Raw genomic sequence first — 26,029 nt, forward strand, 5'->3', positions numbered from 1 at the left:
CATGGGGGACCCGGAGCGAGGAGGAGACGGCATGGCGATCCAGCGGATGGACAACGTCGGCATCGTGGTCGAGGACCTGGACGCCGCCATCGCGTTCTTCCGGGAGCTCGGCATGGAGCTGGAGGGCAGGGGCGAGGTCCGGGGCGGCTTCGCCGAACAGTGCACCGGCCTCGCAGGCACCCACTGCGAGATCGCCATGCTCCGGACCCCGGACGGGCACAGCCGCCTGGAGTTGGCGAAGTACCTCAGCCCCGCGCTGATCGACGCCCCGCGCGACCGCCCGCACAACGTGCTCGGCACGCACCGCGTCATGTTCGCCGTGGACGACATCGAGGACACGGTCGCCCGGCTGCGCCCGCTGGGCGGCGAACTCGTCGGCTCCATCGCCCGGTTCGAGGACAGCTACCTGCTCTGCTACCTGCGCGGCCCGGACGGCGTCATCGTCGGGCTGGCGGAGGAGCTGGGCGGGAAGGGCTAGGCAGGTGTCCTTCCGGTCCCGCCCCGCACGTACGTGCCTTCGGCGATCGCGGCGAAGGCCCTGAGCGACCGGGTGCCCGGCGCGAAGTAGCCGGTGTGCCCCTCCGCGTCGTCCGCGGGCACCCGGCGGGCGCCGAACCCCGGCGACGCGGGGTCCGTGCCGTGGCCGAGCCCGGCGAACTCGATGTGCGGGACCTTGCCGATCCAGTCGCCGGGGTCCTTCGCCGCCCACACCCGCGCCCCGGTGCGCAGACCGGCCACGCTGTCCGCGCGCATCCCGGGCGAGCCGAGGACCACCAGGTCGGCGACGCGCAACCGGTGCGCGGCCAGGCCGCAGACGACCGAGCCGTAACTGTGGCAGAACACCGAGGTGACGGGCGCCCCGGCGGCCCTCAGCCCGTCCGTGAACCGGACCAGCCGCACGGAGCCGGCCTCCGCCAGCGTCCCCCGTGCCGCGTCGAGCCCGAGGCCCACCGGTGTGGTGTACCCGGCCCAGGCGATCACGGCGGTGCCCGGCCCGGTACGGGCGTACAGCGACCTGGCCATGCCGGCCGGGGTGCCGTACACATCGGTCGTACGGTCGAACGTGCCGGCGTCGATGTCGGACCCGGGCACCACCACGGACACCCGCCGGGCGGTCGCCAGGTCGCCGAACACCTCCGCGACCTGGCCCCGGCCGCGCGGGTCGAACGCCAGGAAGCGACGGGCCGGGTCCTCGGCCAAGTGGGCGTAGCGGGGGTCGTGGGACGCCTTCAGGGCCAGGGCGTTGGCCCGGTAGCGCAGGGCGACGGGGGCGCCGTCGAGGTTGCCGACGACGAGCGGGTGCCTCGCGGCCAGGGCCTGGCGCCGCGCCTCGTCCAACCCCGCGAAGAACGCGGCGACCTCGGCGGGCGAAGCCTCCAGCGGGTCGGGCAGTTCGCGGCCCAGCGTGTGGTCGGCCCGCCAGGAGGCCGTGCCGGGCGGCGGGCCGGTCACCGCCTGCTGGGCGTTGCCCGACACCCAGCCCGCCGTCCCCGACACCACGGTGACCGCCAGCGCGGCCGTGACCAGGGTCCTCGCGTAACGCCGCATCCGCCCCGCCTCCCTCTCCGGCCGAACCGGCCGGTCCCCGCACGCCGTCCGGCGCGACGGGAGGAAGGTAGGAACGCGGTGCGTGCGCGGGAGTCACACCGGGGAGCCAACTGCCGTGTGATACCCGGGTAGGGGGCGGACGCGTCAGGCGGAGCCGGGGACGACGAGCCCCGCCTCGTACGCGAAGATCACCGCCTGCGCCCGGTCGCGCAGGGACAGCTTCGCCAGGACGCGCCCGATGTGGGTCTTCACCGTCTGCTCGGCGAGCACCAGCTTCCCGGCGATCTCCTGGTTCGACAGGCCGCGCGCGATGAGCTCCAGAACCTCCGTCTCGCGCGGCGTCAGCCCGTTGAGCCGGAGCGTCGCGCCGCTCCGGGAGGCCACCGAAGGCCCCTGCTTCGCGAAGTCGGCGATCAGGCGGCGCGTCACCGAGGGCGCCAGCAGCGCGTCGCCCGCCGCCACCACCCGGACCGCCGCGATCAGGTCCGCCGGGGGCGCGTCCTTCAGCAGGAAGCCGGACGCCCCGGCCCGCAGCGCCTCGTACACGTAATCGTCCACGTCGAACGTGGTCAGCATCAGCACCCTGGGCACATGGACCACGCCCGGCGGCGGGTCGAGGAGTGCGCGAGCCGCCGCGAGGCCGTCCATCTCGGGCATCCGGACGTCCATCAGCACCACGTCCGGGTGGACCCGGCGGCTGACCTCGATGCCCTGGCGCCCGTCCGGCGCCTCACCGACCACGTCGATGTCCGCCTGCGCCGACAGCAGGGCGGCGAACCCCGCCCGCACCATTGCCTGGTCGTCGACGATGATCACACGGATGGTCACGGTTCCTCCGGACTCAGGGGGTGTCGTCGGGCCCGGCCGGGGACAGCGGCAGCCGCGCGGCGACCCGGAACCCCCCGTCCGGCAGCGGCCCGGCGTCCAGTGAGCCGCCCGTCAACCGTACGCGCTCCCGCATCCCGACCAGACCGTGGCCCGTTCCCGCCGTCTCCAGCGGTGAAACGGGCTGTTCCGGTGGGTCGTTGACGACCAGTACCGTCAACTGCCCCCCCTCCGAGGTGACCGAGACCCGGGTCCGGGCACCCGGCGCGTGCCGGACCACATTCGCCAGCGCCTCCTGCACGATCCGGTACGCGGACAGATCGACGGCCGACGGTACGTCACCCAGGTCGGCGGCCAGCGAGAGTTCGGCGGGAAGCCCCGCCCGCACCGTCGCCTCCACCAGCTGCTGCAAGCGGCCGATCCCCGGCTGCGGGGTCCGCTCGCCCTCCGCGCCGTCACCGCGCAGCACCACGAGCAGCCGCCGCATCTCGGCCAGCGACTCCCGCGCACTCGCCGCGATCGTCCCGAACTCCTCGCGCGCCTCGTCCGACAGCTCCGGCAGCCGGTAGGGCGCGGAGTCCGCCTGGACGGTGATCACGGACATGTGGTGGGCGACCACGTCGTGCAGCTCCCGGGCGATCCTGGTCCGTTCCTCCAGCAGCGTCCGCCGGGCGCGCTCCGCCTCGTTGACGGTCTCCTGCTCGGCGAGCCGGCGCTGCGCGACGCGCCGTTCCCGTACCGCCGCGCCGATCACCAGCACCACGGCCGCGCACAGGGGCAGCAGCAGCGCGGTGCCGTCGCTGCGGTCCGCGCGGACCAGATGGAGGAGGAGGCTCGCCGCCCCGGTCGCCAGCCAGACCGCGACGAGAACCCGCCGGGACCTGCGCAGGGCCAGTGCGAGGAGCAGGAAGAGACAGGCGAAGAGCGGCGCCGGCGGCCACGGCCACACGTCGTACTCGCGGGCCGGCTGCCCCAGGATCACCAGCGCGCCCGCGATGTCCGCCGGGAAGACGATCCACCAGGCCCACAGAGGGCGGTGCACCATCAGCAGCAGAGGCCCGGCCTGGGTGACGGCGAGGGTGGTGGCCACCGCGCGGCCGACCCCGTACTGATCGACGAGATTGGCCAGGGTGACGGGGAGGAAGAGTGCCGTCAGGAGCACGGCGGCGGCCTGCGGCAGTAACCTCGTCCACCGCCGGGAACCGGTGGTGTGCGCGGGGGCGGAAGCGGGTATCGCCTCGGTCATCTCGGGCGGCGGCCGGCTAGAGCTCGGCCAGGAGCTGCGCCTTCTTGGCGCTGAACTCCTCGTCGGTCACCAGGCCCGCCCGGTGCAGCTCCCCGAGGTGGTGGATGCGCTCCGCGATGTCGGCCGGATCACGCCGGGCGGCGGCGGTGAGGGCGGTGGCGGCCGGCGGCGCGGACTGCTTCCTGCGTACGGATTCGAGGACGGCCGCCGCGAACGGCAGCGACTCGTGGACCGGGCCGTAGCCGAGCCCGAAGATCACCGCCGCGGGGTCCTGGTCGGCCCGGGCGGGCCTGGGTATCACCGGCTGGACGCCGGTGACCGTCCCGGCCGTCGCGGGAGCGGTGATCCCTCCGGACGCGGGGGCCGCGGCGTCCGAGGCCCTGGGCAGCAGCCGCAGATAGCCCTCCAGACCCTCCGGCGAACGCCACTCGACCCCGCACAGGTCGGTGACCGGGAACGTCTGGTCGCCGGCCTTCCACTTCTCCGACGAGGCGCCGGTCCAGAACCAGCGGAAGGAGATCCGCTCCCCGTCGAAGCCGGCCCGCCCGTCGTACGCCTTGAACTGCATCGGGGCCTCCGGGGCGGCGACCAGGAAACGGTCGGCGGGAACGCCCGCGTCCGCTCCGAGGCAGGACCGCAGTTCGTCCGCGTAGTACTCGGCAAGGGTCTCGCGGGCGGCGGGGAGCACCAGCCGGTACGGGTCGCAGCCGTCCTTCAGCTGTCCGGCGGCGGCTTCGAGGAGCGGGTCGGCCCCGGGGCGCGGGACGGCACGCAGCACCACCGTGCCCCGCCTGCCCGGGGTCAGCGTCACCGAAGACAGCGCCGCGTGCGGGACGCGGCGCTCACGGAGGCTCTGGAGGAGTCTCGGCGTGCGGATACCCCGTTCGTAGCGGATGAGCACGGAGTCGGCGTCGAACTCCCAGGTGGCATGAATTCCGGCCAGCACATCACCCATGCGCCTCATCGTATGCGGCACTTGCCCGCCCCGTCCCCTCTCGGAGTCGACCGCTTCCGGAGGCCGGAGGCGGTGTCTCTACGCGTGTCAGGCTGTCGTGTCGGCGTACACCCCGTCGTTGCAGGTGCTGTCGGCCGGCGCACAGGTCACCGACGTGTACGCGCCAATTCCGATCGCGGCGAAGTTGTCCAGGCTCTCGGTGCCCGGCTCGAAGTAGCCGCTGTGGCCGACCGCGCCGTCCGCCGAGACGACCCGGGCGCCGAAATCGTGGTCCACCGGATCGGCGCCGTGCCCGAGGCCGCCGAGCTCCAGGTTCGGCACGTCCTCGATCCAGTCGCCGCTGTCCCGCATCGCCCACACGTGCGCCCGGGTGTGCAGGTCTCCGGCGTTGTCCGCCCGCATGCCCGGACTGCCGGCCACGGCGATGTCCTCGACCCGGCCGGGCAGCCTGCTCGCGGCGACGCCGCACAGGACGGAGCCGTAGCTGTGGCAGAACAGCGAGACGGGCGCCGGTCCCGGGAGGGCCCGGACGAGCGCGTCGAGCCGGACCGCCCCGCGCTCGGCGAGGTTGCCGAGGGCGGCGTCCATGCCGATGCCGACGGGCGTGGTGTAGTCGGCCCAGGCGATGACGGCGGTGCGCACCCCGGGGCCCGCGGCGCGTTCGGCGGCGTACAGCGACTTGGCCATGCCGACGGGCGCGGCGTTGGTTTTGGCGCCGGTGCGTTCCAGGGTCAGCAGGTTCGTGTCGACGCCGGGCACGACCAGCGAGATGCGCCGCGCCCGGTCCAGGTCGCCGAAGACCTCGGCGGCGAGCCCGCGTCCCGACGGGTCGAACGCCAGGAAGTGGCGGTCCCGAGCGAGCATCGAGCGGAAGCGGTCCAGGCGGTGCCGGGCCTCGGCGCGGCCGGACGCGGAGAGTCTGGTGTCGTGGACGCGTTTGCGTTCGACCGCGCCGGCCTGTCCGATCGCCCGCCGGTTCGCGCGGTAACGGGTGGTGACCGGGGCGCCGTTGAGGTTCCCCACGACGAGCGGGTATCTGTCGGCGAGGTGGGCGCGCTGCCCCGGCGTCAGCGCGGCGAAGAAGTGCGCCAGTTTGTACGGCGGGGCGTCGGCGTCCGGCAGCGGCTGTCCCGCTATCGACCCCTTGGCCCAGGCGGCCAGCGCGAGCGCGCGGGAGTCGCCGGAGCGCTGGTGGTGCACGGCGGTCCAGCCGGTCGTCGCGAGCATCACGAATACGACCGCGACGGCGAGCAGGGCGCGCCAGGCGGTGAGCGTGGGGGAGGAGTCGAAGGAAGTCACTCCGGACCACCCTAGGAGACGGGCGGAGCCTGTTCGGGGACAGGGTGACCCAGATCACTCGACTGTGCGGAAGGACACGGCGATCGCCTCACCCTGTGTACGGCCTTGCGGCACGCTCCGCGCCCTTCGCGTCAACTCTGTGGGCACTGTCACCTTTCAGGGTGGACTCGACCCCCAACCCTTCCGATTACTCTCCGTAACAACGCAGGGTGGATCTCGGGCGGTCCACATCGGTGGGCGCCCGCATCGGCAGTTCCGTCACAGCTGTTCCGTCACAGCAGTTCCGTCACACGGGGGTTCCACTCACATGCGTACGACCGTCGCCGCAGCCGTCCTGGCCGTCACCGCCCTGTTCCTGTCCGCGCCCACCGGGGCCACCGCCCCCGCGAAGCCCGCCGCGCCCGTCCGGCTCGGGGACTGCGGGAGCGGGCAGCTGTGCCTCTGGGCACGGCCCGACTTCACCGGCGCCCGGCAGACCCATGAGCTGTCCACCATCGACATCGAGAGCTGCGTCCCGCTGAAACCCGGCACCACCGCCCAGGCCCTCGCCAATCGCACCGGGCGGCCCGTCACCACCTACCAGTCCGCCGAGTGCGCGGAGACCGGCGAGTTCGAGACGTACCCGGGCGGCGGCACCTGGCTGCCGCGCTCGCCGTACCAGGTGCGCGCCTTCAAGGTGTGGGAGAACTGACCGGCTCCGGACGCGCCGCGGGGCGGCGGCACCCTTCCCGGGTCCCGCCGCCCCGCACCGGGCCGGTCTCCGCGCCCACGTTACGCGTCGCCGCCCGCGGCCCCCGGATCGGCCGAGGCCACGTCCAGCAGCTCGTAGCGGTCGACCGCCGTCTTCAGCGCCGACCGGTCCACCTTCCCGTCCTTCGCCAGCTCCGTGAGCACCGCGAGCACGATCGACTGCGCGTCGATGTGGAAGAACCGCCGCGCCGCGCCCCGGGTGTCCGCGAACCCGAACCCGTCCGCGCCCAGCGACTGGTAGGCGCCGGGCACCCAGCGGGCGATCTGGTCCGGCACGGACCGCATCCAGTCCGACACCGCCACGAACGGCCCCTGCGCCCCGGACAGCTTGCGCGTCACGTACGGCACGCGCTGCTCCTCCTCCGGGTGCAGCAGGTTGTACCGCTCCACGTCCACGGCCTCGCGCCGCAGCTCGTTCCAGGAGGTCGCCGACCAGACGTCCGCCTTCACGTTCCACTCGTCGGCGAGGATGCGCTGCGCCTCGACCGCCCACGGCACCGCCACACCGGAAGCCAGGATCTGGGCCGGGATCTCGCCCTTCTCCCCGCCGCTGTAGCGGTAGACGCCCTTCAGGATGCCCTCGACGTCGACATCGGCGGGCTCCGCCGGGTGCTGGATCGGCTCGTTGTAGACGGTGAGGTAGTAGAAGACGTCCTCGTTCTCCTCGGGCGTCCCGCCGTACATCCGGCGCAGACCGTCCTGCACGATGTGCGCGATCTCGTACCCGAACGCCGGGTCGTAGGCCACACAGGCCGGGTTGGTCGACGCCAGCAGCTGCGAGTGCCCGTCGGCGTGCTGGAGCCCCTCGCCGGTCAGCGTCGTCCGGCCGGCGGTCGCGCCCAGCACGAAGCCGCGCGCCAGCTGGTCCGCCATCTGCCAGAACTGGTCACCGGTGCGCTGGAAGCCGAACATCGAGTAGAAGACGTACACCGGGATCAGCGGCTCGCCGTGCGTCGCGTAGGCGGAGCCCGCGGCGACCAGCGAGGCCGTGCAGCCCGCCTCCGAGATGCCGTCGTGCAGCATCTGCCCGGTCGGCGACTCCTTGTACGCGAGCAGCAGGTCGCGGTCCACCGACTCGTACTGCTGCCCCAGCGGGTTGTAGATCTTCGCGCTCGGGAAGAAGGCGTCCATGCCGAACGTGCGGTACTCGTCGGGCGCGATCAGCACGAAGCGCTTGCCGATCTCCTTGTCCCGCATGAGGTCCTTCAGGATGCGGACGAACGCCATGGTGGTGGCGATCGACTGCTGCCCCGAACCCTTCTTCGCCGCCGCGTACGTCTTGTCCTCGGGCAGATGCAAGGGCTTCGCGCGCACCACACGGGTCGGGACGTAACCGCCCAGACCCTTGCGGCGGTCGTGCATGTACTGGATCTCCTCCGAGTCGCGGCCCGGGTGGTAGTACGGCGGGTTGCCGTCCTCCAGCTCCTTGTCCGCGATCGGGATGTGCAGCCGGTCCCGGAACCGCTTCAGGTCCTCGGCGGTGAGCTTCTTCATCTGGTGGGTCGCGTTGCGGCCCTCGAAGTTCGGCCCGAGGGTCCAGCCCTTGACCGTCTGCGCCAGGATCACCGTCGGCTGGCCCTTGTGGGCCTTGGCCGCCGCATAGGCCGCGTACACCTTGCGGTGGTCGTGACCGCCGCGGCCCAGGTGCAGGATCTGCTGGTCGGTCATGTCCTTGACCATCTCGCGCAGCCTCGGGTCGTCCCCGAAGAAGTGCTCCCGGATGTACGCGCCGGTCTCCGTCGCGTACGTCTGGAACTGCCCGTCCGGCGTCGTGTTCAGCTTGTTGACCAGGATGCCCGTGCGGTCCTGCGCCAGCAGCGGGTCCCAGGACCGGTCCCAGACCAGCTTGATCACGTTCCACCCGGCGCCCCGGAACTGGGACTCCAGCTCCTGGATGACCTTGCCGTTGCCGCGCACCGGTCCGTCGAGGCGCTGGAGGTTGCAGTTGACGACGAAGGTCAGGTTGTCCAGGCCCTCCCGCGCGGCGATGGACAGCTGGCCGAGCGACTCCGGCTCGTCCATCTCGCCGTCACCGAGATACGCCCACACATGCGAGTTCGACGTGTCGGCGAGGCCGCGCGCCTCCATGTACCGGTTCATCCGCGCCTGGTAGATCGCGCCGAGCGGGCCGAGGCCCATCGACACCGTCGGGAACTCCCAGAAGTCCGGCATCAGCCGCGGGTGCGGATAGCTGGACAGCCCGTTCGGCGCCTTCGACTTCTCCTGGCGGAACGCGTCGAGCTGCGCCTCGCTCAACCGGTCCAGTAGGAAGGCGCGGGCGTAGATCCCGGGCGAGGCGTGCCCCTGGAAGAAGATCTGGTCGCCGCCCAGACCGTCGTCCTTGCCCCGGAAGAAGTGGTTGAAGCCGACGTCGTACAACGAGGCCGAGGACGCGAACGTGGCGATGTGGCCGCCCACGCCGATCCCCGGACGCTGGGCGCGCGAGACCATCACGGCCGCGTTCCAGCGGGTCGCGTTGAGGATCTTGCGCTCGATCTCCTCGTCGCCGGGGAAGAACGGCTCGTCCTTCGTGGCGATCGTGTTGACGTAGTCCGTGCTGCGCATCTCCGGCACGGCGACGCGCTTCTCGCGCGCTCGTTCGATGAGCCGGAGCATGAGATAACGGGCCCGCTCACGGCCTCGCTCGTCGACGGCGGCGTCGAGCGAGTCGAGCCATTCCTGGGTCTCTTCGGGATCGAAATCCGGGACCTGACTCGGAAGGCCGCCAATGATGATCGGGTTGCGATCGGATCCGGAAGCCACGCTGTTCCTTCGCTGTTCGGTGCTGCGCTTCGGGGCCTGTTACGGGAGTCCTGCCCCCGGACGTGAGGTACGTGTACGCCAACCCATCGTGTACCGCTGAAACGCGTACGTCATCTCTACCGAGAGGTAACCGCAAACGCGTCCCCGACCCGGCTCCGCCGGGGCGGATGGACGGCCGCCGAGTGGGTATCGGTGCAGGCAGAGGCTCTCGGACAGGATGGGGCAGGCAGGATGACCGGGGACGGAACGCAACCATACGCCCAAGGCGCGCAAGTGTTCCCAAAAGCTGCTCGGCTCCGAATGCCGGACCGAAACGGCATAAGCTGTCCAAGGACGTAGGACACGACAAGGAGTGGAGGAGGACGCGGGCCCTCGCAGGGAGCTGCCTGAAGGACGGCGACGTGACAGGAAACGTCCCCGTTTAGGCGGTCTCGCACGCTGGGTACTTGCGCGATCCGCCGCTCCCGTGTGGACTACGGCCAACGCCCCGCGCACGCGCGTGGCTGAAGCATTTTCCGAAACATGATCAGGAGGCAACCCGTGAGCGCGACCGCGGACCACGCGGAGGAGCGGACCAACCCGGCGGCACGCCTGGGGTTCGAGCCCGGACAGGTGGTCCAGGAGATCGGCTACGACGACGACGTCGAGCTGGAGCTCCGTGAGGGCATTGAGGCCATTACCGGCCAGGACCTCGTCGACGAGGACTACGACGACATCGCCGATGTCGTCCTGCTGTGGTTCCGCGACGAGGACGGCGACCTTACGGACGCGCTGGTGGATGCCATCGGTCTGCTCGAGGACGGCGGTGTGGTCTGGCTGATGACGCCCAAGACCGGCCGCGACGGATACGTCGAGCCGAGCGACATCAACGAGGCCGCCCAGACCGCCGGGCTCGCCCAGACCAAGAGCGTCAACGCGGGCAAGGACTGGTCGGGAAGCCGCCTCGTCACGCCCAAAGCGGCCAAGGCCAAGCGCTGACCCCACCAACCCCTGAAGGCCCCCGACAGGCATCACGCCGGCCGGGGGTCTTCGTACGTCCGGCTCGCACATCCGTGTCGCGGTTACCCGCCGGCGTGATCCGCGCGTACGCGGGAAGCTTTCCCGGGTGCCTCACCGGCGCCCGGGGGGTCTGCGTAGGGTGGGGGCCACCCGGACAGCCCAGCCCGGTGACGTAGCGAAGGGACGCGTTTCATGGCGATCGAGGTCGGCACCCAGGCCCCGGATTTCGAGCTGAAGGACAACCACGGCCGGACCGTGAAGCTCTCGGACTTCCGGGGCGAGAAGAACGTGGTGCTGCTGTTCTACCCGTTCGCCTTCACCGGCGTCTGCACGGGCGAGCTGTGCGCGCTCCGTGACGAGCTGCCCACGTTCGAGAACGACGACACGCAGCTGCTGGCCGTGTCCAACGACTCGATCCACACCCTGCGCGTCTTCGCCGAGCAGGAGGGCCTGGAGTACCCGCTGCTCTCCGACTTCTGGCCGCACGGCGAGACCTCGCGGGCCTACGGCGTCTTCGACGAGGAGAAGGGCTGCGCGGTGCGCGGCACCTTCATCATCGACAAGGAGGGCGTGGTGCGCTGGACGGTCGTCAACGGCCTGCCCGACGCGCGCGACCTCAACGATTACGTCAAGGCGCTCGGCACCCTCTGATCCGGATTCGGGCGGATCGCGGGCCGACCCAGGGCGGAAAGCCTGTTTGGGCCGGGAACCGGTCACTAGGATCCACTCGTTGATCGGATGTCAACACGACGTGGAGGCGCCGGCACCGGCCGGCCCCCAAGAAACCAATGGGAGGACTCGTGGGAGTCAGCCTCAGCAAGGGCGGCAACGTCTCGCTGACCAAGGCCGCGCCCAACCTGACCGCGGTCATCGTGGGTCTCGGCTGGGACGCCCGTACCACCACCGGCGGGGACTTCGACCTCGACGCCAGCGCTCTGCTGACGAATGCCGAGGGCAAGGTCGCCAACGACGGCAACTTCGTCTTCTTCAACAACCTCAAGAGCCCCGACGGCTCCGTCGAGCACACCGGTGACAACCTCACCGGTGAGGGCGAGGGCGACGACGAGGTCATCAACGTCAACCTGGCCACGGTCCCGGCCGACGTCGACAAGATCGTCTTCCCGGTCTCGATCTACGAGGCCGAGTCCCGCCAGCAGAGCTTCGGCCAGGTCCGCAACGCGTACATCCGCGTCGTCAACCAGGCCGACAACAGCGAGCTCGCGCGCTACGACCTGTCCGAGGACGCCTCGACCGAGACCGCCATGGTCTTCGGCGAGCTGTACCGCAACGGCGCGGAGTGGAAGTTCCGCGCCATCGGCCAGGGCTACGCCTCCGGTCTGCGCGGCATCGCGCAGGACTTCGGCGTCAACGTCTGACCTGCCCGGGGCCCCGGCCCCGGCACCAGCATTCCCGTCCGGCGCCGCACCACGTGCGGCGCCGGACGCGCTCGACGGACAGTTCTTCCGGCCGCACGGGTTCGGCCGGCGGGCTCCGTCCGGTACAAAGACGGTTCATCGACTCGGGGAGGACACACCATGGGCGTCACGCTCGCCAAGGGAGGCAATGTCTCCCTCTCCAAGGCCGCACCCAATCTCACCCAGGTGCTGGTCGGGCTCGGCTGGGACGCACGATCCACGACGGGGGCGGACTTCGACCTGGACGCCAGCGCGCTGCTGTGCCAGTCGGGCCGGGTACTCGGCGACGAGTGGTTCGTGTTCTACAACAACCTGACGAGCCCCGACGGCTCCGTCGAGCACACCGGTGACAACCTCACGGGTGAGGGCGACGGCGACGACGAGTCGATCATCGTGAACCTCGTGCAGGTGCCGGCCCATTGCGACAAGATCGTCTTTCCGGTCTCCATTCACGAGGCCGACAATCGCGGTCAGACATTCGGCCAGGTCAGCAACGCTTTCATCCGCGTCGTCAATCAGGCCGACGGACAGGAACTCGCGCGCTACGACCTCACCGAGGACGCCTCCACGGAGACCGCGATGATCTTCGGGGAGCTCTACCGCTACAACGGCGAGTGGAAGTTCCGTGCAGTTGGTCAGGGGTACGCATCGGGGCTCCGAGGCATCGCTCTAGACTTCGGGGTCAACGTTTCGTAAAGCCGCGCACGGCGCGGGGGAGCCCCGTGCACATCGGGGGAGACCCGTTACAACATGATGGGGTAGCCAGTGCTTCTGAAAACCTTCGGGTGGTCGTTCGCGATCACCGTGATCGGCCTGGTGGCCGCGTTCTTCTACGGGGGGTGGCAGGCGTTCGGCGTCGTGGCGATCCTTTCCGTCCTGGAGATCTCGCTGTCCTTCGACAACGCCGTTGTCAACGCCGGAATCCTGAAGAAGATGTCCGCCTTCTGGCAGAAGATCTTCCTCACCATCGGCGTGATCATCGCGGTCTTCGGTATGCGGCTGGTCTTCCCCGTCGTGATCGTGGCCATTACCGCGAGTCTGAACCCGATCGACGCGATCGATCTCTCGTTCAACGACCCGGACCGGTACAAGGAACTGGTCACGGACGCCCACCCGGCGATCGCCGCGTTCGGTGGCATGTTCCTGCTCATGATCTTCCTCGACTTCATCTTCGAGGACCGTGACATCCAGTGGCTGCGCTGGCTGGAGCGCCCGCTGGCCAAGCTGGGCAAGGTCGACATGCTGTCGGTCTGCATCGCGCTCATCGTCCTGCTGATCTCCGCGATGACCGTCGCCACCCACGCCCACCAGCACGGCGGCGGGCACGTGGACAAGGCGGAGACCGTCCTGCTCTCCGGTATCGCCGGGCTGATCACGTATCTCATCGTCGGCGGGCTCTCCGGCTACTTCGAGGACAAGCTCGAAGAGGAGGAGGAGCGCGAGCAGGAGGCCGAGGAAGAGGCCAAGAAGAGCGGCAAGAAGATCTCCGCGGTCGCCCTCTCGGGCAAGGCCGCCTTCTTCATGTTCCTCTACCTGGAAGTCCTCGACGCGTCCTTCTCGTTCGACGGCGTGATCGGCGCCTTCGCCATCACCAACGAGATCGTGCTCATGGCGCTCGGCCTCGGCATCGGTGCCATGTACGTCCGTTCGCTCACGGTCTACCTGGTCCGCCAGGGCACCCTGGACGACTACGTCTACCTGGAGCACGGCGCGCACTACGCGATCGGCGCGCTGGCCGTCATCCTGCTCGTCACCATCCAGTACGAGATCAACGAGATCATCACCGGTCTCGTCGGCGTCGTCCTGATCGCCTGGTCGTTCTGGTCCTCCGTCCGCCGCAACAAGGCGCTGGAGGCCGAAGAGGGCAACAGCGAAGTGACCGCCGGGGTGTGACCCGGTAGGAATTGAGGGAACGCTCTCTGCGGGGCGGCTCGTACGGCAACGGCTCCGGGACACACCCGGAGGCGGCCCGGAGCCGCCCCGCAGTGGTGCGTGCGTCGTATGCGCCGCGTGCGACGGGTGAGGGACCGAGAGGGGTGGGGTCGGGGATGGCGTTCTGGAACAGCCTGTGGCCGGGGCGGGAGACACAGTTCGAGTCGGGCAGCGCGGCCACCAACTCCATCGTGCTCACCCGGCGGCACGCCACGGTCTCGCTGACCAAGCAGGGCGCGCTGAGCGGCAACCTCCGCGTGAACCTGTCCTGGCGCATGCGCACCTCGGACATCGGAGGCCGCTCCCGGCAGAGCGGCCGGCTGCTGCGCCCCTTCAAGCTCTTCCAGCCGGAGGCCGTCCAGGCGCACACCCAGGGGATGGTCAACGTCGACCTGGACCTCGGCTGCATGTACGAGCTGGCGGACGGCACCCGGGGCGTGGTGCAGCCCCTGGGCAATCTGCTCGGCGACCTGAACGGGCCGCCCTACATCAGGCTGAGCGGCGACGACCGGTTCGGCGCCCCTTCCGGCGAGACGCTGTACGTCAACCTCGATCAGCGCGAGCACATCAAGCGGCTGCTGTTCTTCGTCTACATCTACGACCAGACGCCCGCGTTCGACCGCACGCACGCCAAGGTGACGCTCTACCCGGGCAACGGGCCGCGCATCGAGATCGAGCTGGACGAGCGCGCCCCGCAGGCCCGCTCCTGCGCGGTCTTCACGGTGGACAACATCAAGGACGAGCTGATCGTGCGCCGCGAGGTGAAGTTCGTCTACGGCTTCCAGTCCGAGCTGGACCGGATGTACGGCTTCGGCATGCAGTGGGGGCGCGGCTACAAGAGTCGCGCCTAGGCGACCTCACGGCCGTATGAACTGCGGACCCTGCGGCGGCAGCACGAAATTCGGGTCGGGGGCGGGCGCCGCCGCCGGAGCGGGCTGCGGATAGCCGTAGGCGGGCTGCGGGGAGGCCGGCTGGGGATAGCCGTACGCGGGCTGCGGCGCCGGGGCGGCGGCTGGCTGCGGATAGCCGTACGAGGGCTGCTGGTGCAGCACGGTCGCCTGCGAGTCCGGTCCGGGGGCCGGGGCGGGCGGGACCGAGGGCGGCGCCGTGGCGGGCGGCTGGGGCTCGGGCTCGGCCTCGTCGACCGAGATGCCGAACGCGGTCGCGAGGCCGATGAGCCCCGTCGGGTACCCCTGCCCGACCGCCCGGAACTTCCAGCCGTCCCCGCGCCGGTACAGCTCGCCGCAGATGATCGCGGTCTCCTCGCCGGTCTCCGCGCGCACGTCGAACACGGCGAGCGGTTCGCCGCCGGCCGCCGCGTCGTGGATCATGATGCGCAGATCCCGTACGGCCCCGAAGGCGGCCCCGTCCGAGGACGCGGCGATGACCACCTGGTCGACCGACGGGTCGAGCGCGTTCAGGTCGGCCTCGATGGTGTCCGTCAGGCCCTCGGGCAGGCTGCGCTTGGGCAGCCTGCGCACCAGGCCCGAGGGGTGGCGCGGCTGGTTGTAGAAGACGAAGTCCTCGTCCGAGCGCACGCGCCCGCCGGCGCCGAGCAGCAGGGCCGAGGCGTCCACATCGGGCACCCCGGCGCCCGGCGTCCAGCGCAGCACGGCCCGTACGGCCATGGCGTCGAGAGGGACGTTCGAGCCTTTCACCATCGCGTGCGTCATGCCGGTCATCCTGCCTGCTGGCCGCCCGTGCGGACAACGCGGGGGGCGGGGTCCGTGTCCCCGGTGCCGGGCGGATTCACCCACTCCGCCACTTTTGAAATTCGTGCGAAACGGTCATGACACCCGGAATTCACCCTCAGTGGGAACTGTCGACACCCGTTCGTACGTACTATTACCGGCCACACGTTGTCCGGTCGGTCAGAGAGTACGGGGGGAATTGCATGCGTCATTTCGGGCATGTTGCAGCTGCTGCGAAGGACGGGCTCTTCTTCCAGGAACCCTGTGCGTTCGACGCCGACTCGCCGGCCCCCCTCCTCGCCGCCGCCCTCGGCGCCACGCTCTACAGCCCAGCCACCCGCCCCCGCCTCGCCGACGACATCGTCAAGCTGGCCGGGCGCGGAGTCGTCTCGATGGTGCTGTGCCTGGAGGACTCGATCGACGACTCCGAGGTCGTCGGCGCCGAGGAGAACCTGGTCAGGCAGTTCGCCGACCTGGACGCGCGCCCCGTCGAACCGCCGCTGCTGTTCATCCGCGTCCGCGACCCGGAACAGATCACCGACCTGGTGCGCCGCCTCGGCGCTTCCGTCCGGCTGCTGTCCGGCTTCGTGCTCCCCAAGTTCACGCGCGCCCGCGGCGTGCCGTTCATGGAGGCCCTGACCAAGGCCGAGGCCGCCGCGGGCCGCCGGCTCTTCGCCATGCCGGTGCTCGAATCGCCCGAGCTCCTGCACCTGGAGACCCGCCGCGAAGCCCTCCGGGGCATCGCCGAGACGGTCACCGCACACCGCGACCGGGTCCTCGCGCTCCGCCTCGGCGTCACCGACTTCTGCTCCGCCTACGGACTGCGGCGCTCCCCCGACATGACGGCGTACGACGTCGGCATCGTCGCCCACGTCATCGCGGACGTCGTCAACGTGCTCGGCCGGGCCGACGGGACGGGCTTCACGGTCACCGGCCCCGTCTGGGAGTACTTCCCCCGCCAGGAGCGCATGTTCAAGACACAGCTGCGGAGCAGTCCCTTCCAGGAGAACCGGGCCGAGGCACTGCGCACCGCGCTCATCGCCCACGACCTGGACGGGCTGCTGCGCGAGATCGACCTGGACCGGGCCAACGGGCTGCTCGGCAAGACCTGCATCCACCCCTCGCACGTCGCCCCCGTGCACGCGCTGTCCGTGGTCAGCCACGAAGAGTTCAGCGACGCCCAGGACATCCTGCGGCCCGAGAGCGACGGCGGCGGGGTGCTGCGCTCCGCGTACACGAACAAGATGAACGAGGTGAAGCCGCACCGGGCCTGGGCCGAGCGCACCCTGCTGCGCGCCAAGGTCTTCGGCGTGGCCCGGGAGGACGTCGGCTTCGTGGACCTGCTGGCGGCCTGCCTCGCGGAGTGAGCGGGACGCGCGGGACGATCGGAGAGGGGCCCCGGCGCCGAGCACGGCACCGGGCCCGGCGGATGAGTGAAAGAGGGACGACGGACGTGGTGTGGTCGGGTAGCTGGGTGGCGGAGCGACTGGGCGTCGGGCTGGTGGGCGACGGGGAGCTGCGCGAGCTGCTGGGCCTCGCCCTGCGGCGCAACCCCAAGCGGGCACACCTGCTCGTGTCCAACGTGCTCGGCAAGCACGTGCCGCAGCGCCCCTCCGTGGTGTATGGAGCCGGCGTCGAGCTGGGCCGCCGGGTGCGGGCACTCCTCGGCGAGGACGGCGCGCGTCGCGCGGTCGTCGTCGGCTACGCGGAGACGGCCACCGGCCTCGGCCACTCGGTCGCCGACGGCCTCGGTGCGGCGCCCTACCTCCACTCGACCCGCAGGCCGGTGCCCGGGGTCGCCCGGGCGGGCGGCTTCGAGGAGGCCCACTCGCACGCCACCTCGCACCTGCTCCTGCCCGAGGACCCGGAGCTGCTGGCGGCGGACGGCCCCGGCTCGGCGCTGGTCCTGGTGGACGACGAGTTCTCCACCGGCAACACCGTCCTCAACACGATCCGCGCGCTCCACGAGCGCTACCCGCGGGACCGGTACGTCATCGTCGCCCTGGTCGACATGCGTTCACCGGCCGACCGGGGCCGCCTGACGGAATTCGCGGCCGAGATCGGCGCCCGCGTCGACCTGGTCGCCCGCAACACCGGCACGGTCACCCTCCCGGACGGCGTCCTGGAGAAGGGCCAGGCCCTGGTCGCCGAGCAGGAGGCCGCCGGGGACACCCCCCAGGACGCGCCCCCGCACCCCCGTCCGCACACCCGCCTCGACCTCCCCTGGCCCGTCGGCGTCCCCGACGGCGGGCGGCACGGCTTCACCGAGGCCCACCGCGCCCTCCTGGAGCCCGCGCTCCCCGCCCTGGCCGACCGCATCGCACACGCCCTCGGCGACGGCCCCCGCCGCGTCCTCGTCCTCGGCTGCGAGGAGCTGATGTACGCGCCGCTGCGCCTGGCCACCGCCCTGGAGGAGCGCACCGGCGCCGAGGTCCGCTACTCCACGACCACCCGCTCCCCGGTCCTCGCCGTGGACGACCCCGGCTACGCGATACGCACCCGGCTGGTCTTCCCGGCCCACGACGACCCGGCCGACGGCTCCGGCGAGCGCTACGCGTACAACGTCGCCGGTGCCGGCTTCGACGCCGTCGTCCTCGTGGTCGACTCCGCCGCCGACACCCCGGCCCTGCACGCCCCCGGCGGGCTGCTCGACCGCCTCGCCCCGCACACCGCGCAGGTCCTGCTCGCGGTGATCCCCTCGTACGTACCGGGGGCGCGCGCCCCCGAACGCCAGGAAGAAGCCCCCATGCAGCTCCCCGAGCCCCTCCGCGGCCCCGCGTTCTCCTCGTACGCGCCGGACGAGGTCGGCTGGCTGCTCCAGGACCTCTCGGACACCCGCCTCGAAGCGCCCACGGAGGAGCGCGAGGAGGCGATACAGAGCGGGGGCGCGCACTACGCGGAATCGCTCCCCGTCGAGTACCAGCCGTCCGCCGAGTACCAGGAACTGTTCAAGAGCGCCCTCACGCTGTCGGCCGCCCGGATCGCCCGCGCCGTGGGCACGGTCACCGAGACCGTCCTCGCCGAGCGCGGCCCCCGCCCGGTCCTCGTCTCGCTCGCCCGGGCCGGTACACCGGTCGGCGTGCTGATGCGCCGCTGGGCCCGGGCGCGGCGCTCCCTCGACCTGCCGCACTACGCCGTCTCCATCGTGCGCGGACGCGGCATCGACGCCAACGCGCTGCGCTGGCTGGCCGAGCACCACGACCCGGCCGACGTTGTGTTCGTCGACGGCTGGACCGGCAAGGGCGCGATCACCCGCGAACTGGCCGCCGCCGTCGCGGAGTTCGAGAAGGCCGGGGGAGTGGCGGGCTTCGACCCGGAGATCGCGGTGCTCGCGGACCCGGGCGGCTGCGTGCGCACGTACGGCACGCGCGAGGACTTCCTCATCCCCTCCGCCTGCCTCAACTCCACGGTGTCCGGCCTCATTTCCCGCACGGTCCTGCGCGCCGACCTGGTCGGCCCCGACGACTTCCACGGCGCGAAGTTCTACCGCGAGCTGGCCGGCGCCGACGTCTCCGGCCTCTTCCTCGACACGGTCGCCGCGCGCTTCGACGAGGTCGCGGACGCTGTGGACGCCGAGGTGAAGGAGCTCCTGGCCGCGGACCGGGCCCCCACCTGGGAGGGCTGGGCGGCCGTGGAGCGCATCAGCGAGGAGTACGGCATCCACGACGTCAACCTCGTGAAGCCCGGAGTCGGCGAGACCACCCGGGTCCTGCTGCGCCGCGTCCCCTGGAAGATCCTCGCCCGGCGCGGCGCCGGCCCGGACCTGGACCACATCAGGCTCCTGGCCGAGCAGCGCGGCGTACCGGTCGAGGAGGTCGACTCCCTCCCGTACACCTGTGTCGGACTCATCCACCCCAAGTACACGCGCGGGGCGACCGGCGCCGACGGCAAGGCGGTGGAGTCCGCGTGACGGCCTCCCCGGTCACCCTCGTCGCCAGCGACCTCGACCGCACCCTCATCTATTCCTCGGCCGCGCTCCAGCTCACCATGGCGGACGAACGGGCGCCCCGGCTGCTGTGTGTCGAGGTGTACGACCACAAGCCCCTCTCGTACGTCACCGAGACCGCCGCCGGACTGCTCACCGACCTGACCTCCGCCGCCGGCACGGTGTTCGTCCCGACGACCACCCGCACCCGCGAGCAGTACCACCGCATCCGGCTCCCGGGCGCCCCGGCCGAGTTCGCGATCTGCGCCAACGGCGGCCACATCCTGGTGGAGGGCGAATCGGACCCGGACTGGCAGCGGACCGTGGCCCGCCGGCTGTCCGACGAGTGCGCCCCGCTCGCCGAGGTCCGCGCCCACCTCGTCGCCACCGCCGACCCCGCGTGGCTGCTCAAGGAGCGCGTCGCCGAAGACCTGTTCGCCTACCTCGTCGTCGACCGCGCCGAACTGCCCCCGGAGTGGACGAAGGAACTCGCCGCCTGGGCGGAGCCGCGCGGCTGGACCGTATCGCTCCAGGGCCGGAAGATCTACGCCGTACCGCGCCCGCTCACGAAGAGCGCCGCCATGCGCGAGGTCGCCCGGCGCACCGGCGCCACGCACACCCTCGCCGCCGGCGACTCCCTCCTGGACGCGGACCTCCTGCTCGCCGCCGACCGGGGATGGCGCCCCGGCCACGGCGAACTCGCCGACGCGGGCTGGGACGCCGCGCACATCGAGGCCACCGCGGAACGGGGCGTGGCGGCGGGCGAGGAGATCCTGCGCCGCTTCCTGCGGGCCTCGAAGACCGGACAACCCGGCCGGGCGACCGTAGAGTTGGGCGATGACCAAGGGAAACTCCACCAAGATCACCGATGAGCTGTACGCGTACATGCTGGCGCACAACCCGCCGCTGGACCCCGTGCAGCGCGAGCTCGTCGAGACGACCTACGCGCGGCTGCCCGAGCACGCGGGCATGCAGTCGGCCGAGGAGCAGGGCCCGCTGCTCGCCTTCCTGGTCCGGCTCACCGGCGCCCGGCACATCGTGGAGGTCGGCACGTTCACCGGCTTCTCCGCCCTGGCGATGGCCCAGGCCCTCCCGGCGGACGGACGGCTGATCGCCTGCGACGTCTCGGAGGAGTGGACCGCCTACGGCCGTGAGGCGTGGGAGAAGGCGGGCGTGGCCGACCGCATCGACCTGCGCATCGCCCCCGCCCTGGACACCCTGCGCGCGATGCCGGAGGAACCCCACATCGACTTCGCCTACCTGGACGCGGACAAGGGCAACTACATCGCGTACTGGGAGGAACTGGTGCCGAGGCTGCGCCCGGGCGGGGTCGTCACCACGGACAACGTGCTGTTCCACGGACGCGTGACGGACCCGGACGCGACGGGCGCGGCGAAGGCCATCCAGGAGTTCAACGACCACGTCTCGGCGGACCCGCGCATGGACAGCGTGCTGCTGACGGTGTCGGACGGGCTGACGCTGTCGCGCAAGCGGTAGCCGCCCGGGGGCGGCGGGGCTCCCGGGCTCCCGGGCTCCGGCGCGTCCGGCGGGGCGGTGGTCCCGCACACCCGGGCGGCGGTGCCGCCGGCACTCCAGGCACCGCCCGGGATGCCGCCCGGGTTCAGCCGCAGCAGCCCCCACCGCAGCAGCCGCCCCCGCCCCCGCCACCGGCGGCGGGCGCGGGCCGGGAGCCGCCGCCCGCCGTACCGCCGACGGCGACGGTGGAGAGCAGCTTCACGGTGTCCTCGTGCCCGGCGGGGCAGGAGGCGGGAGCGGAGGACTCGGCCATGGGACGGCTGAGCTCGAAGGTGTCTCCGCAGGAGCGGCAGCGGTACTCGTAACGAGGCATGACGCCAGGATCGGCGACGGGCCCCTGACTGTCCACAGCGCGATGCCCCGGCGTCCCTCCGCGCCGGGGCATCGGGGCGCGGGCCCGCCGGGGCACGCCCCGCCCACGGCGTCAGTGGCTGCCCGCGCCGCGTTCCTCGCGGATGTCGGCGACGACGTCCGCGGCGGTCCGGCGCAGGCCCTCCGTCACGGTGAGGAAGTGCCAGTAGTCGGGGTGGCGGTTCTCCAGGGCCGTGATCGCCTGGTCCAGGCGGGCCACCGCGTCGTCCAGCGGCCGGGCGTGCCGCGGCTCGGGGGTGTGGCGCCCGGCCATGGCGAGACGCTGGGCGTCACGGATGGCGAACCGGGTGCGCTCGATCTCCTGCTGCGGGTCCTTGGCGACGTCGTCGAGCCGGCGCAGTCGGTCACCGGCGGCGGACACCGCCTCGTCGGTGGCGTTGAGCAGGGCCCGCACGGTGCTCAGCCGGGACGTGGCGTCGGCCCAGCGCTGCTCCTCCCGGGCCCGGGCCGCCTCCTTCAGCTTCTCCTCGGCCCGGCGCACATTGACCGCGGCCTGCTCCGGGACCGGCTGGAGGTCCTGCCAGCAGGCGGCGGAGAACCGGCGCCGCAGCTCGCTGAGGACGGGCTCGACGGACGCGGACCGGGTGGTCAGCGCCTGGGCGCGGGTGCGCAGGGTCACCAGCCGGCGATCGATCTCGGCGGCCCGCTCGGGCAGCTTCTCGGCCTCGGCCCGTACGGCTTCGGCGTCGCGCAGCACGCGGTCGGCGCGTTGCAGGGTCTCGGGCACGCCGTGGCGCCCGGCGCCCTGGTTGAGCTTGGTCAGCTCGGGGGCGAGGGCGGCGAGCCGGGCGGCGAGATCGTCCGCCCGCAGCCCGGACGCCCGCACCGCGTCGAGAGCGTTGCTCGCGCCGAGGAGCGCCTGTCGCGCACGCTCGACGGCGGGGGCGAGCCGGGCGAGCTGCGTCTCGGCGCTCCCGAGGAGCGGCCCGAGCCCGGCACCGAACCGGTCGAGCTCCCCCTTGACCCGTACCAGCTGCTCCTTGGCGGAGGTCAGCTCGGACCGGGCCCGGGACGCGACGGACGGTTCGAGGTCGTCGCGGTCGAGGTCATGGGCGTCGACCGCGGTGATGTACGCGTGACTCGCCTCGTCGATGCGCCGGCCGAGCGCGGCGAAGTCGTCCACGGCCTTGCGGGCGGCCGGCGAACTGTCGACCGCGGTGATCGTCTCGATGGAGATCTTGAGGTCGCGCTGGGCGGTGTCCAGCTCGTAGAACGCCTCGGCGGCCGCGTCCTTCGCCGCCTGCGCCTCGGCCCGCTGCCCCTCACCGCGCCCGCCGAACCACCGCCGCGTACCGCCGCCGGTGACGGCGAGGGGAAGGGCGACGGCGAGGAGGGGGAGGGGCGCGAGAACGAGAACGCACAGGTCACGCAGGCCCGAGGCGCGCCGGACGCGCGGGCCGGGGACGTACCGGCCACGCGGACTCGCTCCGACCCCACGACGCCGACTCCGCTCCCGTACCGCCCCGGCGACTCCCGCCTGCGGCTGCGCGTCTGTCGCCGTCACATGCCTCTCCCGTGCCGTTTCGCCCTGCCGGATACATTCTCCCACCAGTAAGGACGAACACACGTGCCGGTTAGTTCACGCCGGGGGCCGGTGACCGTGCGCCTTTCTCAGCCGGCGTGCCGGACGGCGACCCCGCCGTTGTCGCTGTGGGCCTTCACCACGTGCCGGCTGCTGTCACTGCGGGGCACCTTCACGTCGACGTGCCCGTTGTCGGCGGACGCGGTCACGGCGTACGAGGCCTTGCCGGCGGGCAGGGCGATGGCGATGCGCCCGTTGTCGCTGACGGTGTCCACGAGATCCGGGACGCGGTCGAGATCGAGGTCCACGGACCCGTTGTCCGACCGCGCCACCACCGACCGCGCGGAGATCCGCTCGCCCCGGACGGACCCGTTGTCGCTCTTCAGGTCCAGGGGCCCGCTGACGTCCCGGACGACGACGCCGCCGTTGTCGGAGGAGAGTTTGAGCGGCGTGGTGAACTCGGACGCGGTGATCTTCCCGTTGTCCGCGTCCACGGTCAGCGCCACCCCACGGGGCACCTTCACCTCGTGCCGTGCCTCGCAGTTGCTGATCATCGCCTCGCACTTCACGCGGAGGGTGAGTGTGTCCCCCTCCAGCCTCCACACGGGGTCCGGCCCGCTCCCGAGGACGACCCACCCGTCGACCCTCCGGGTCACCTGAACCTCGTCCACGTCGGCCGGAACGACGTCCACCACGGAGTTCTCCGCGTCGATGGTGAGCGCCTTCCCCTGGAACGCGAACGACTTGTGCTCGACGGGCGCGTCGTCCACGTCCGTGCTCCCGCACCCGGTGAGCGCCGCGACGAGCAGAACGGTGCCCCCGACGGCCAGGAACGCGCTGCGATTACGGATGGTCATGGTGATCAGGTCCCCCTGGGCCGGCGCTGCGATGTGCCCCCCACGGTAGGCAGCACCGCCCACCCCGGACGATCCGGACGGCTACCGTCTCCGGGGTGGGGCTAGCCCCCGTAACCCCCACCCGGAAGCGATTGTCGACATGCCCCACGAGCCATGTAACCTGTTCCTTCATCCACGGGTGCGTAGCTCAGGGGTAGAGCGCTGCTCTTACAAAGCAGATGTCGGCGGTTCGAAACCGTCCGCGCCCACCGGTACCGAGGGCCCTCAGTCACGCGGCTGAGGGCCCTCGGCATGCCGTTGGAGCGGCTGGTGCGGAGCGGTCGCTGTGGCCCGGGCGACATTGGAGGGGAACGTGCTGATCACCGTTGCGGATGTGGAAGCCGAGGCCGAGCGGATCGCCGCGCATGTCGTGCGGACCCCGACCGTGCCCAGCCCCGGGCTCTCCGCGCTTCTGGGGGCTCCGGTCACCGCGAAGCTGGAACTGCTCCAGCGCACCGGTTCCTTCAAGGCGCGCGGTGCGACGGCGAAGCTGCTCGCGCTCACCGAGGCCGAGCGTGCCGCGGGGGTCGTCGCCGTGAGCGGCGGCAATCACGGCATCGCGGTCGCGGAGATGGCCGGCGCGCTGGGCATCAAGGCGACCGTGGTCATGCCGCGGTCCGCCCCCGGCCGCGCCGTGGAGGTGGCCGAGGCGGCCGGGGCGCACGTCGTCCTCGCCGACACCATGGGCGGTGCCTTCGCTCTCGTGGACGAGCTCCGGGACTCGGGGCTCACGTTGGTCCACCCCTTCGACGACCCCGTCGTCGTCGCGGGACAGGGCACGGTCGGGCTGGAGCTCGCGGAGGATGCCGGTGAGCTCACCGACGTACTCGTCAGCATCGGCGGCGGGGGGCTGATCTCCGGCGTCGCGACCGCGCTGCGGGCGCGCCGTCCCGGGGTACGGATCTGGGGCGTGGAGACGGAAGGCGCGCGAGCCATGTCGGAGGCCCTGGCCGCCGGGGCGCCGGTGCCGGTCGAACTGTCCTCGATCGTCTCGACGTTGAGCGCCCCCAGCGCCTCCCCGCTCACCTACGAGCACGTCTCGGCCATGGTCACCGATGTCCTCACCGTGACCGACGCGGAGGCCGTGCGGGGCACCCTCGATCTGGCCGGCCACGCGAAGGTCTGGGCCGAGCCGGCCGCCGGATGCCTGCTGCCCGCGGCACGCCAGGTGCTCCAGCGCGTCGGTGGCGGAGCCAGGATCGGCCTGGTCGTCTGCGGCGGCAACGCGACCACCGCCGACGTGACCACCTGGGCCGAACGTTTCGGGCTGCGCTGACCCGGCCGCACCGCGCACGCGGGCCTGGTCAGGTCCGCAGGTGGGGCCAGCCGTCCTCGTTGGAGTAGGACTCGTAGCAGTAGCGGGTCGTGCGCTGCCACTCCTCGCCCGTGGCCAGTCGGTATGCCTCGTCCGGGACGTACAGCAGGCGTTCGCCGTCGTAGTCGAGCGAGGTGTACGGGGCGAACCCGGCGGGGTCCGAGAGGGCGCTCTTCCAGACGGTCCGGCCCGCTGCCACCACCGCGCAGCGGGCGTAGAGGAAGGAGTCGCCCGACTGCGGGAAGGGGGCGCCGTTCTCCGTCGTCATGCCGGTGATCGGGAGGGAGCCGAACTCCTCCCGGTCCAGGCGGTACAGCGCTTCCGCGTGGTGTTCCGCGAAGGCGGTGATGTCGGAGAGCGGGCGGCGGCTCAGCCGCCTTGCGAGGCGTCGGCAGCCGGCTTCGGTGGCTTCGCCGTCCAGGGTCGCGGTCAGCGCCCAGAAGTCGGCCCATGTCATGGTCACCCGGGCAGGATGGCAGGCTGGTCCGACAATCGTGTTCGCACCCGTGGAGGACGAGTCGTGTCCGAAGTCCTGGTTCGCCCCCGAGAGGACGCTGATCTGGGCGCGGCGGCTGCCGTGCTCGCCGGTGTCCACGAGTCCGACGGGTATCCCGTCGAAGGGGTGGCGGACCCCGAGGCGTGGTTGTCGCCGGAGGGGTTGCTCGGGGCCTGGGTCGCCGAGCGCGACGGGCGGATCGTGGGGCATGTCGCGGTCAACCGGGCCGGGAGCGGGGAGGACGTGGCACGGCTCTGGCGGGACGGCGGTGGCGCCGGGGACGCGGAAGTCGCGGTGCTGGCCCGGTTCTTCGTGGGGCGGGACGCGCGTGGGGCTTCTGCCGGCGCGCGGCTCATGGGCGCGGCCGAGGCGTATGCCCGGGCGCACGGGATGCCGCTGGTGCTGGAGGTCCTCACCAAGGACGTCGCTGCCATCCGGTTGTACGAGCGGCTCGGATGGCAGCGGATCGGTGAGCTCCGGCACTTCTTCGCCGGGCGGCACTTCGACGCCCTGTGCTTCGCGGCGCCGCGTGCGTGAGGGCCGG

25 protein-coding genes and 1 tRNA gene are annotated in these 26,029 nt (G+C 71.8%); 15 read left to right on the top strand and 11 right to left on the bottom strand.

The genetic code is table 11. The annotated features are described in order from the left end of the window. Positions 1 to 31 precede the first annotated feature (31 nt). The gene (locus tag ACFUJY_RS26010) at positions 32 to 478 is read left to right on the top strand and encodes a VOC family protein (RefSeq protein ID WP_383304023.1); all 447 of its coding nucleotides are present in this window, start codon (positions 32 to 34) and stop codon (positions 476 to 478) included. Here ACFUJY_RS26010 and ACFUJY_RS26015 read toward each other — a convergent pair. From ACFUJY_RS26015 to ACFUJY_RS26035, 5 genes are all read right to left on the bottom strand, one after another. After that, on the bottom strand, positions 475 to 1,548 hold the full coding sequence (locus tag ACFUJY_RS26015; RefSeq protein WP_383304025.1) for an alpha/beta hydrolase: 1,074 nt from the start codon (positions 1,546 to 1,548) through the stop codon (positions 475 to 477). The two genes, ACFUJY_RS26010 and ACFUJY_RS26015, sit on opposite strands and share 4 nt — an antisense overlap. 144 nt (positions 1,549 to 1,692) lie before the next feature. Further along, the gene (locus tag ACFUJY_RS26020) at positions 1,693 to 2,376 is read right to left on the bottom strand and encodes a response regulator (protein ID WP_383304028.1); all 684 of its coding nucleotides are present in this window, start codon (positions 2,374 to 2,376) and stop codon (positions 1,693 to 1,695) included. 13 nt (positions 2,377 to 2,389) lie between these two features. After that, positions 2,390 to 3,619: a sensor histidine kinase gene (locus ACFUJY_RS26025; RefSeq protein WP_383304031.1), complete on the bottom strand. Its 1,230-nt coding sequence runs from the start codon at positions 3,617 to 3,619 to the stop codon at positions 2,390 to 2,392. Positions 3,620 to 3,635: 16 nt separating this feature from the next. Then, positions 3,636 to 4,574, bottom strand: coding sequence for a DUF4429 domain-containing protein (locus ACFUJY_RS26030; protein ID WP_383304034.1), 939 nt, complete (start codon positions 4,572 to 4,574; stop codon positions 3,636 to 3,638). An 87-nt stretch (positions 4,575 to 4,661) separates the two neighbouring features. Then, entirely contained in the window at positions 4,662 to 5,873 is a 1,212-nt protein-coding gene (locus tag ACFUJY_RS26035) for an alpha/beta hydrolase (RefSeq protein ID WP_383304037.1), read from the bottom strand. 307 nt (positions 5,874 to 6,180) lie between these two features. Here ACFUJY_RS26035 and ACFUJY_RS26040 point away from each other — a divergent pair, with 307 nt between their 5' ends. Next, the gene (locus ACFUJY_RS26040) at positions 6,181 to 6,564 is read left to right on the top strand and encodes a peptidase inhibitor family I36 protein (protein ID WP_383304039.1); all 384 of its coding nucleotides are present in this window, start codon (positions 6,181 to 6,183) and stop codon (positions 6,562 to 6,564) included. An 80-nt stretch (positions 6,565 to 6,644) separates the two neighbouring features. Here the strand turns inward: ACFUJY_RS26040 and aceE are convergent, their stop codons facing one another. Beyond that, complete coding sequence (gene aceE, locus ACFUJY_RS26045) at positions 6,645 to 9,386, bottom strand: pyruvate dehydrogenase (acetyl-transferring), homodimeric type (RefSeq protein WP_383304042.1); 2,742 nt, start codon at positions 9,384 to 9,386, stop codon at positions 6,645 to 6,647. Positions 9,387 to 9,926: 540 nt separating this feature from the next. Between aceE and ACFUJY_RS26050 the strand changes: the two genes are divergently transcribed. From ACFUJY_RS26050 to ACFUJY_RS26075, 6 genes are all read left to right on the top strand, one after another. After that, a complete protein-coding gene (locus ACFUJY_RS26050; RefSeq protein ID WP_018103344.1) occupies positions 9,927 to 10,364 on the top strand; it encodes a DUF3052 domain-containing protein in 438 nt (145 codons plus the stop codon). A 213-nt stretch (positions 10,365 to 10,577) separates the two neighbouring features. Beyond that, positions 10,578 to 11,036 carry a peroxiredoxin gene (locus ACFUJY_RS26055; protein ID WP_164402589.1) on the top strand — a complete coding sequence of 153 codons (459 nt, stop codon included), beginning with the start codon at positions 10,578 to 10,580 and terminating at the stop codon, positions 11,034 to 11,036. 149 nt (positions 11,037 to 11,185) lie between these two features. Then, positions 11,186 to 11,761: a TerD family protein gene (locus ACFUJY_RS26060; RefSeq protein ID WP_164402590.1), complete on the top strand. Its 576-nt coding sequence runs from the start codon at positions 11,186 to 11,188 to the stop codon at positions 11,759 to 11,761. 159 nt (positions 11,762 to 11,920) lie between these two features. Then, on the top strand, positions 11,921 to 12,496 hold the full coding sequence (locus ACFUJY_RS26065; protein ID WP_383304047.1) for a TerD family protein: 576 nt from the start codon (positions 11,921 to 11,923) through the stop codon (positions 12,494 to 12,496). A gap of 69 nt (positions 12,497 to 12,565) precedes the next feature. Further along, positions 12,566 to 13,693 (top strand): DUF475 domain-containing protein, encoded by a 1,128-nt coding sequence (locus ACFUJY_RS26070; RefSeq protein ID WP_383304050.1) that lies wholly within the window; start codon positions 12,566 to 12,568, stop codon positions 13,691 to 13,693. Positions 13,694 to 13,848: 155 nt separating this feature from the next. Further along, positions 13,849 to 14,583 (top strand): Tellurium resistance, encoded by a 735-nt coding sequence (locus ACFUJY_RS26075; protein WP_383304053.1) that lies wholly within the window; start codon positions 13,849 to 13,851, stop codon positions 14,581 to 14,583. Between the two features lie 6 nt (positions 14,584 to 14,589). Here the strand turns inward: ACFUJY_RS26075 and ACFUJY_RS26080 are convergent, their stop codons facing one another. Further along, positions 14,590 to 15,405 (bottom strand): TerD family protein, encoded by an 816-nt coding sequence (locus ACFUJY_RS26080; protein ID WP_383304055.1) that lies wholly within the window; start codon positions 15,403 to 15,405, stop codon positions 14,590 to 14,592. A 221-nt stretch (positions 15,406 to 15,626) separates the two neighbouring features. On the opposite strand from ACFUJY_RS26080, the gene ACFUJY_RS26085 reads away from it, so the two are divergent. From ACFUJY_RS26085 to ACFUJY_RS26100, 4 genes are all read left to right on the top strand, one after another. Continuing rightward, complete coding sequence (locus ACFUJY_RS26085) at positions 15,627 to 16,790, top strand: HpcH/HpaI aldolase/citrate lyase family protein (RefSeq protein ID WP_383304057.1); 1,164 nt, start codon at positions 15,627 to 15,629, stop codon at positions 16,788 to 16,790. A gap of 62 nt (positions 16,791 to 16,852) precedes the next feature. Continuing rightward, on the top strand, positions 16,853 to 19,333 hold the full coding sequence (locus tag ACFUJY_RS26090; RefSeq protein ID WP_383304059.1) for a phosphoribosyltransferase: 2,481 nt from the start codon (positions 16,853 to 16,855) through the stop codon (positions 19,331 to 19,333). Continuing rightward, positions 19,330 to 20,220, top strand: coding sequence for an HAD family hydrolase (locus tag ACFUJY_RS26095; protein WP_383304062.1), 891 nt, complete (start codon positions 19,330 to 19,332; stop codon positions 20,218 to 20,220). Before ACFUJY_RS26090 ends, ACFUJY_RS26095 begins: the two co-directional genes overlap by 4 nt. Continuing rightward, positions 20,186 to 20,845, top strand: a complete 660-nt coding sequence (locus ACFUJY_RS26100) for an O-methyltransferase (protein ID WP_383304065.1) — start codon at positions 20,186 to 20,188, stop codon at positions 20,843 to 20,845. Before ACFUJY_RS26095 ends, ACFUJY_RS26100 begins: the two co-directional genes overlap by 35 nt. A gap of 124 nt (positions 20,846 to 20,969) precedes the next feature. Here ACFUJY_RS26100 and ACFUJY_RS26105 read toward each other — a convergent pair whose 3' ends face one another. From ACFUJY_RS26105 to ACFUJY_RS26115, 3 genes are all read right to left on the bottom strand, one after another. Continuing rightward, entirely contained in the window at positions 20,970 to 21,197 is a 228-nt protein-coding gene (locus tag ACFUJY_RS26105; protein WP_383304068.1) for a zinc ribbon domain-containing protein, read from the bottom strand. Positions 21,198 to 21,308: 111 nt separating this feature from the next. After that, positions 21,309 to 22,760 (bottom strand): hypothetical protein, encoded by a 1,452-nt coding sequence (locus ACFUJY_RS26110; RefSeq protein WP_383304071.1) that lies wholly within the window; start codon positions 22,758 to 22,760, stop codon positions 21,309 to 21,311. A 107-nt stretch (positions 22,761 to 22,867) separates the two neighbouring features. Continuing rightward, complete coding sequence (locus ACFUJY_RS26115) at positions 22,868 to 23,635, bottom strand: DUF4097 family beta strand repeat-containing protein (protein ID WP_383304074.1); 768 nt, start codon at positions 23,633 to 23,635, stop codon at positions 22,868 to 22,870. Positions 23,636 to 23,811: 176 nt separating this feature from the next. On the opposite strand from ACFUJY_RS26115, the gene ACFUJY_RS26120 reads away from it, so the two are divergent. Both ACFUJY_RS26120 and ACFUJY_RS26125 read left to right on the top strand, forming a co-directional pair. Next, positions 23,812 to 23,883 (top strand) — tRNA-Val (locus ACFUJY_RS26120). A 92-nt stretch (positions 23,884 to 23,975) separates the two neighbouring features. Next, on the top strand, positions 23,976 to 24,950 hold the full coding sequence (locus ACFUJY_RS26125; RefSeq protein WP_383304156.1) for a threonine/serine dehydratase: 975 nt from the start codon (positions 23,976 to 23,978) through the stop codon (positions 24,948 to 24,950). 28 nt (positions 24,951 to 24,978) lie between these two features. Here the strand turns inward: ACFUJY_RS26125 and ACFUJY_RS26130 are convergent, their stop codons facing one another. Continuing rightward, complete coding sequence (locus tag ACFUJY_RS26130) at positions 24,979 to 25,446, bottom strand: DUF4240 domain-containing protein (protein ID WP_383304158.1); 468 nt, start codon at positions 25,444 to 25,446, stop codon at positions 24,979 to 24,981. Between the two features lie 63 nt (positions 25,447 to 25,509). On the opposite strand from ACFUJY_RS26130, the gene ACFUJY_RS26135 reads away from it, so the two are divergent. Continuing rightward, positions 25,510 to 26,022, top strand: coding sequence for a GNAT family N-acetyltransferase (locus tag ACFUJY_RS26135; protein ID WP_383304076.1), 513 nt, complete (start codon positions 25,510 to 25,512; stop codon positions 26,020 to 26,022). Positions 26,023 to 26,029: the final 7 nt, after the last annotated feature.

The sequence above is a fragment of the Streptomyces sp. NPDC057249 genome, assembly GCF_042669245.1.
Lineage (GTDB): Bacteria > Actinomycetota > Actinomycetes > Streptomycetales > Streptomycetaceae > Streptomyces.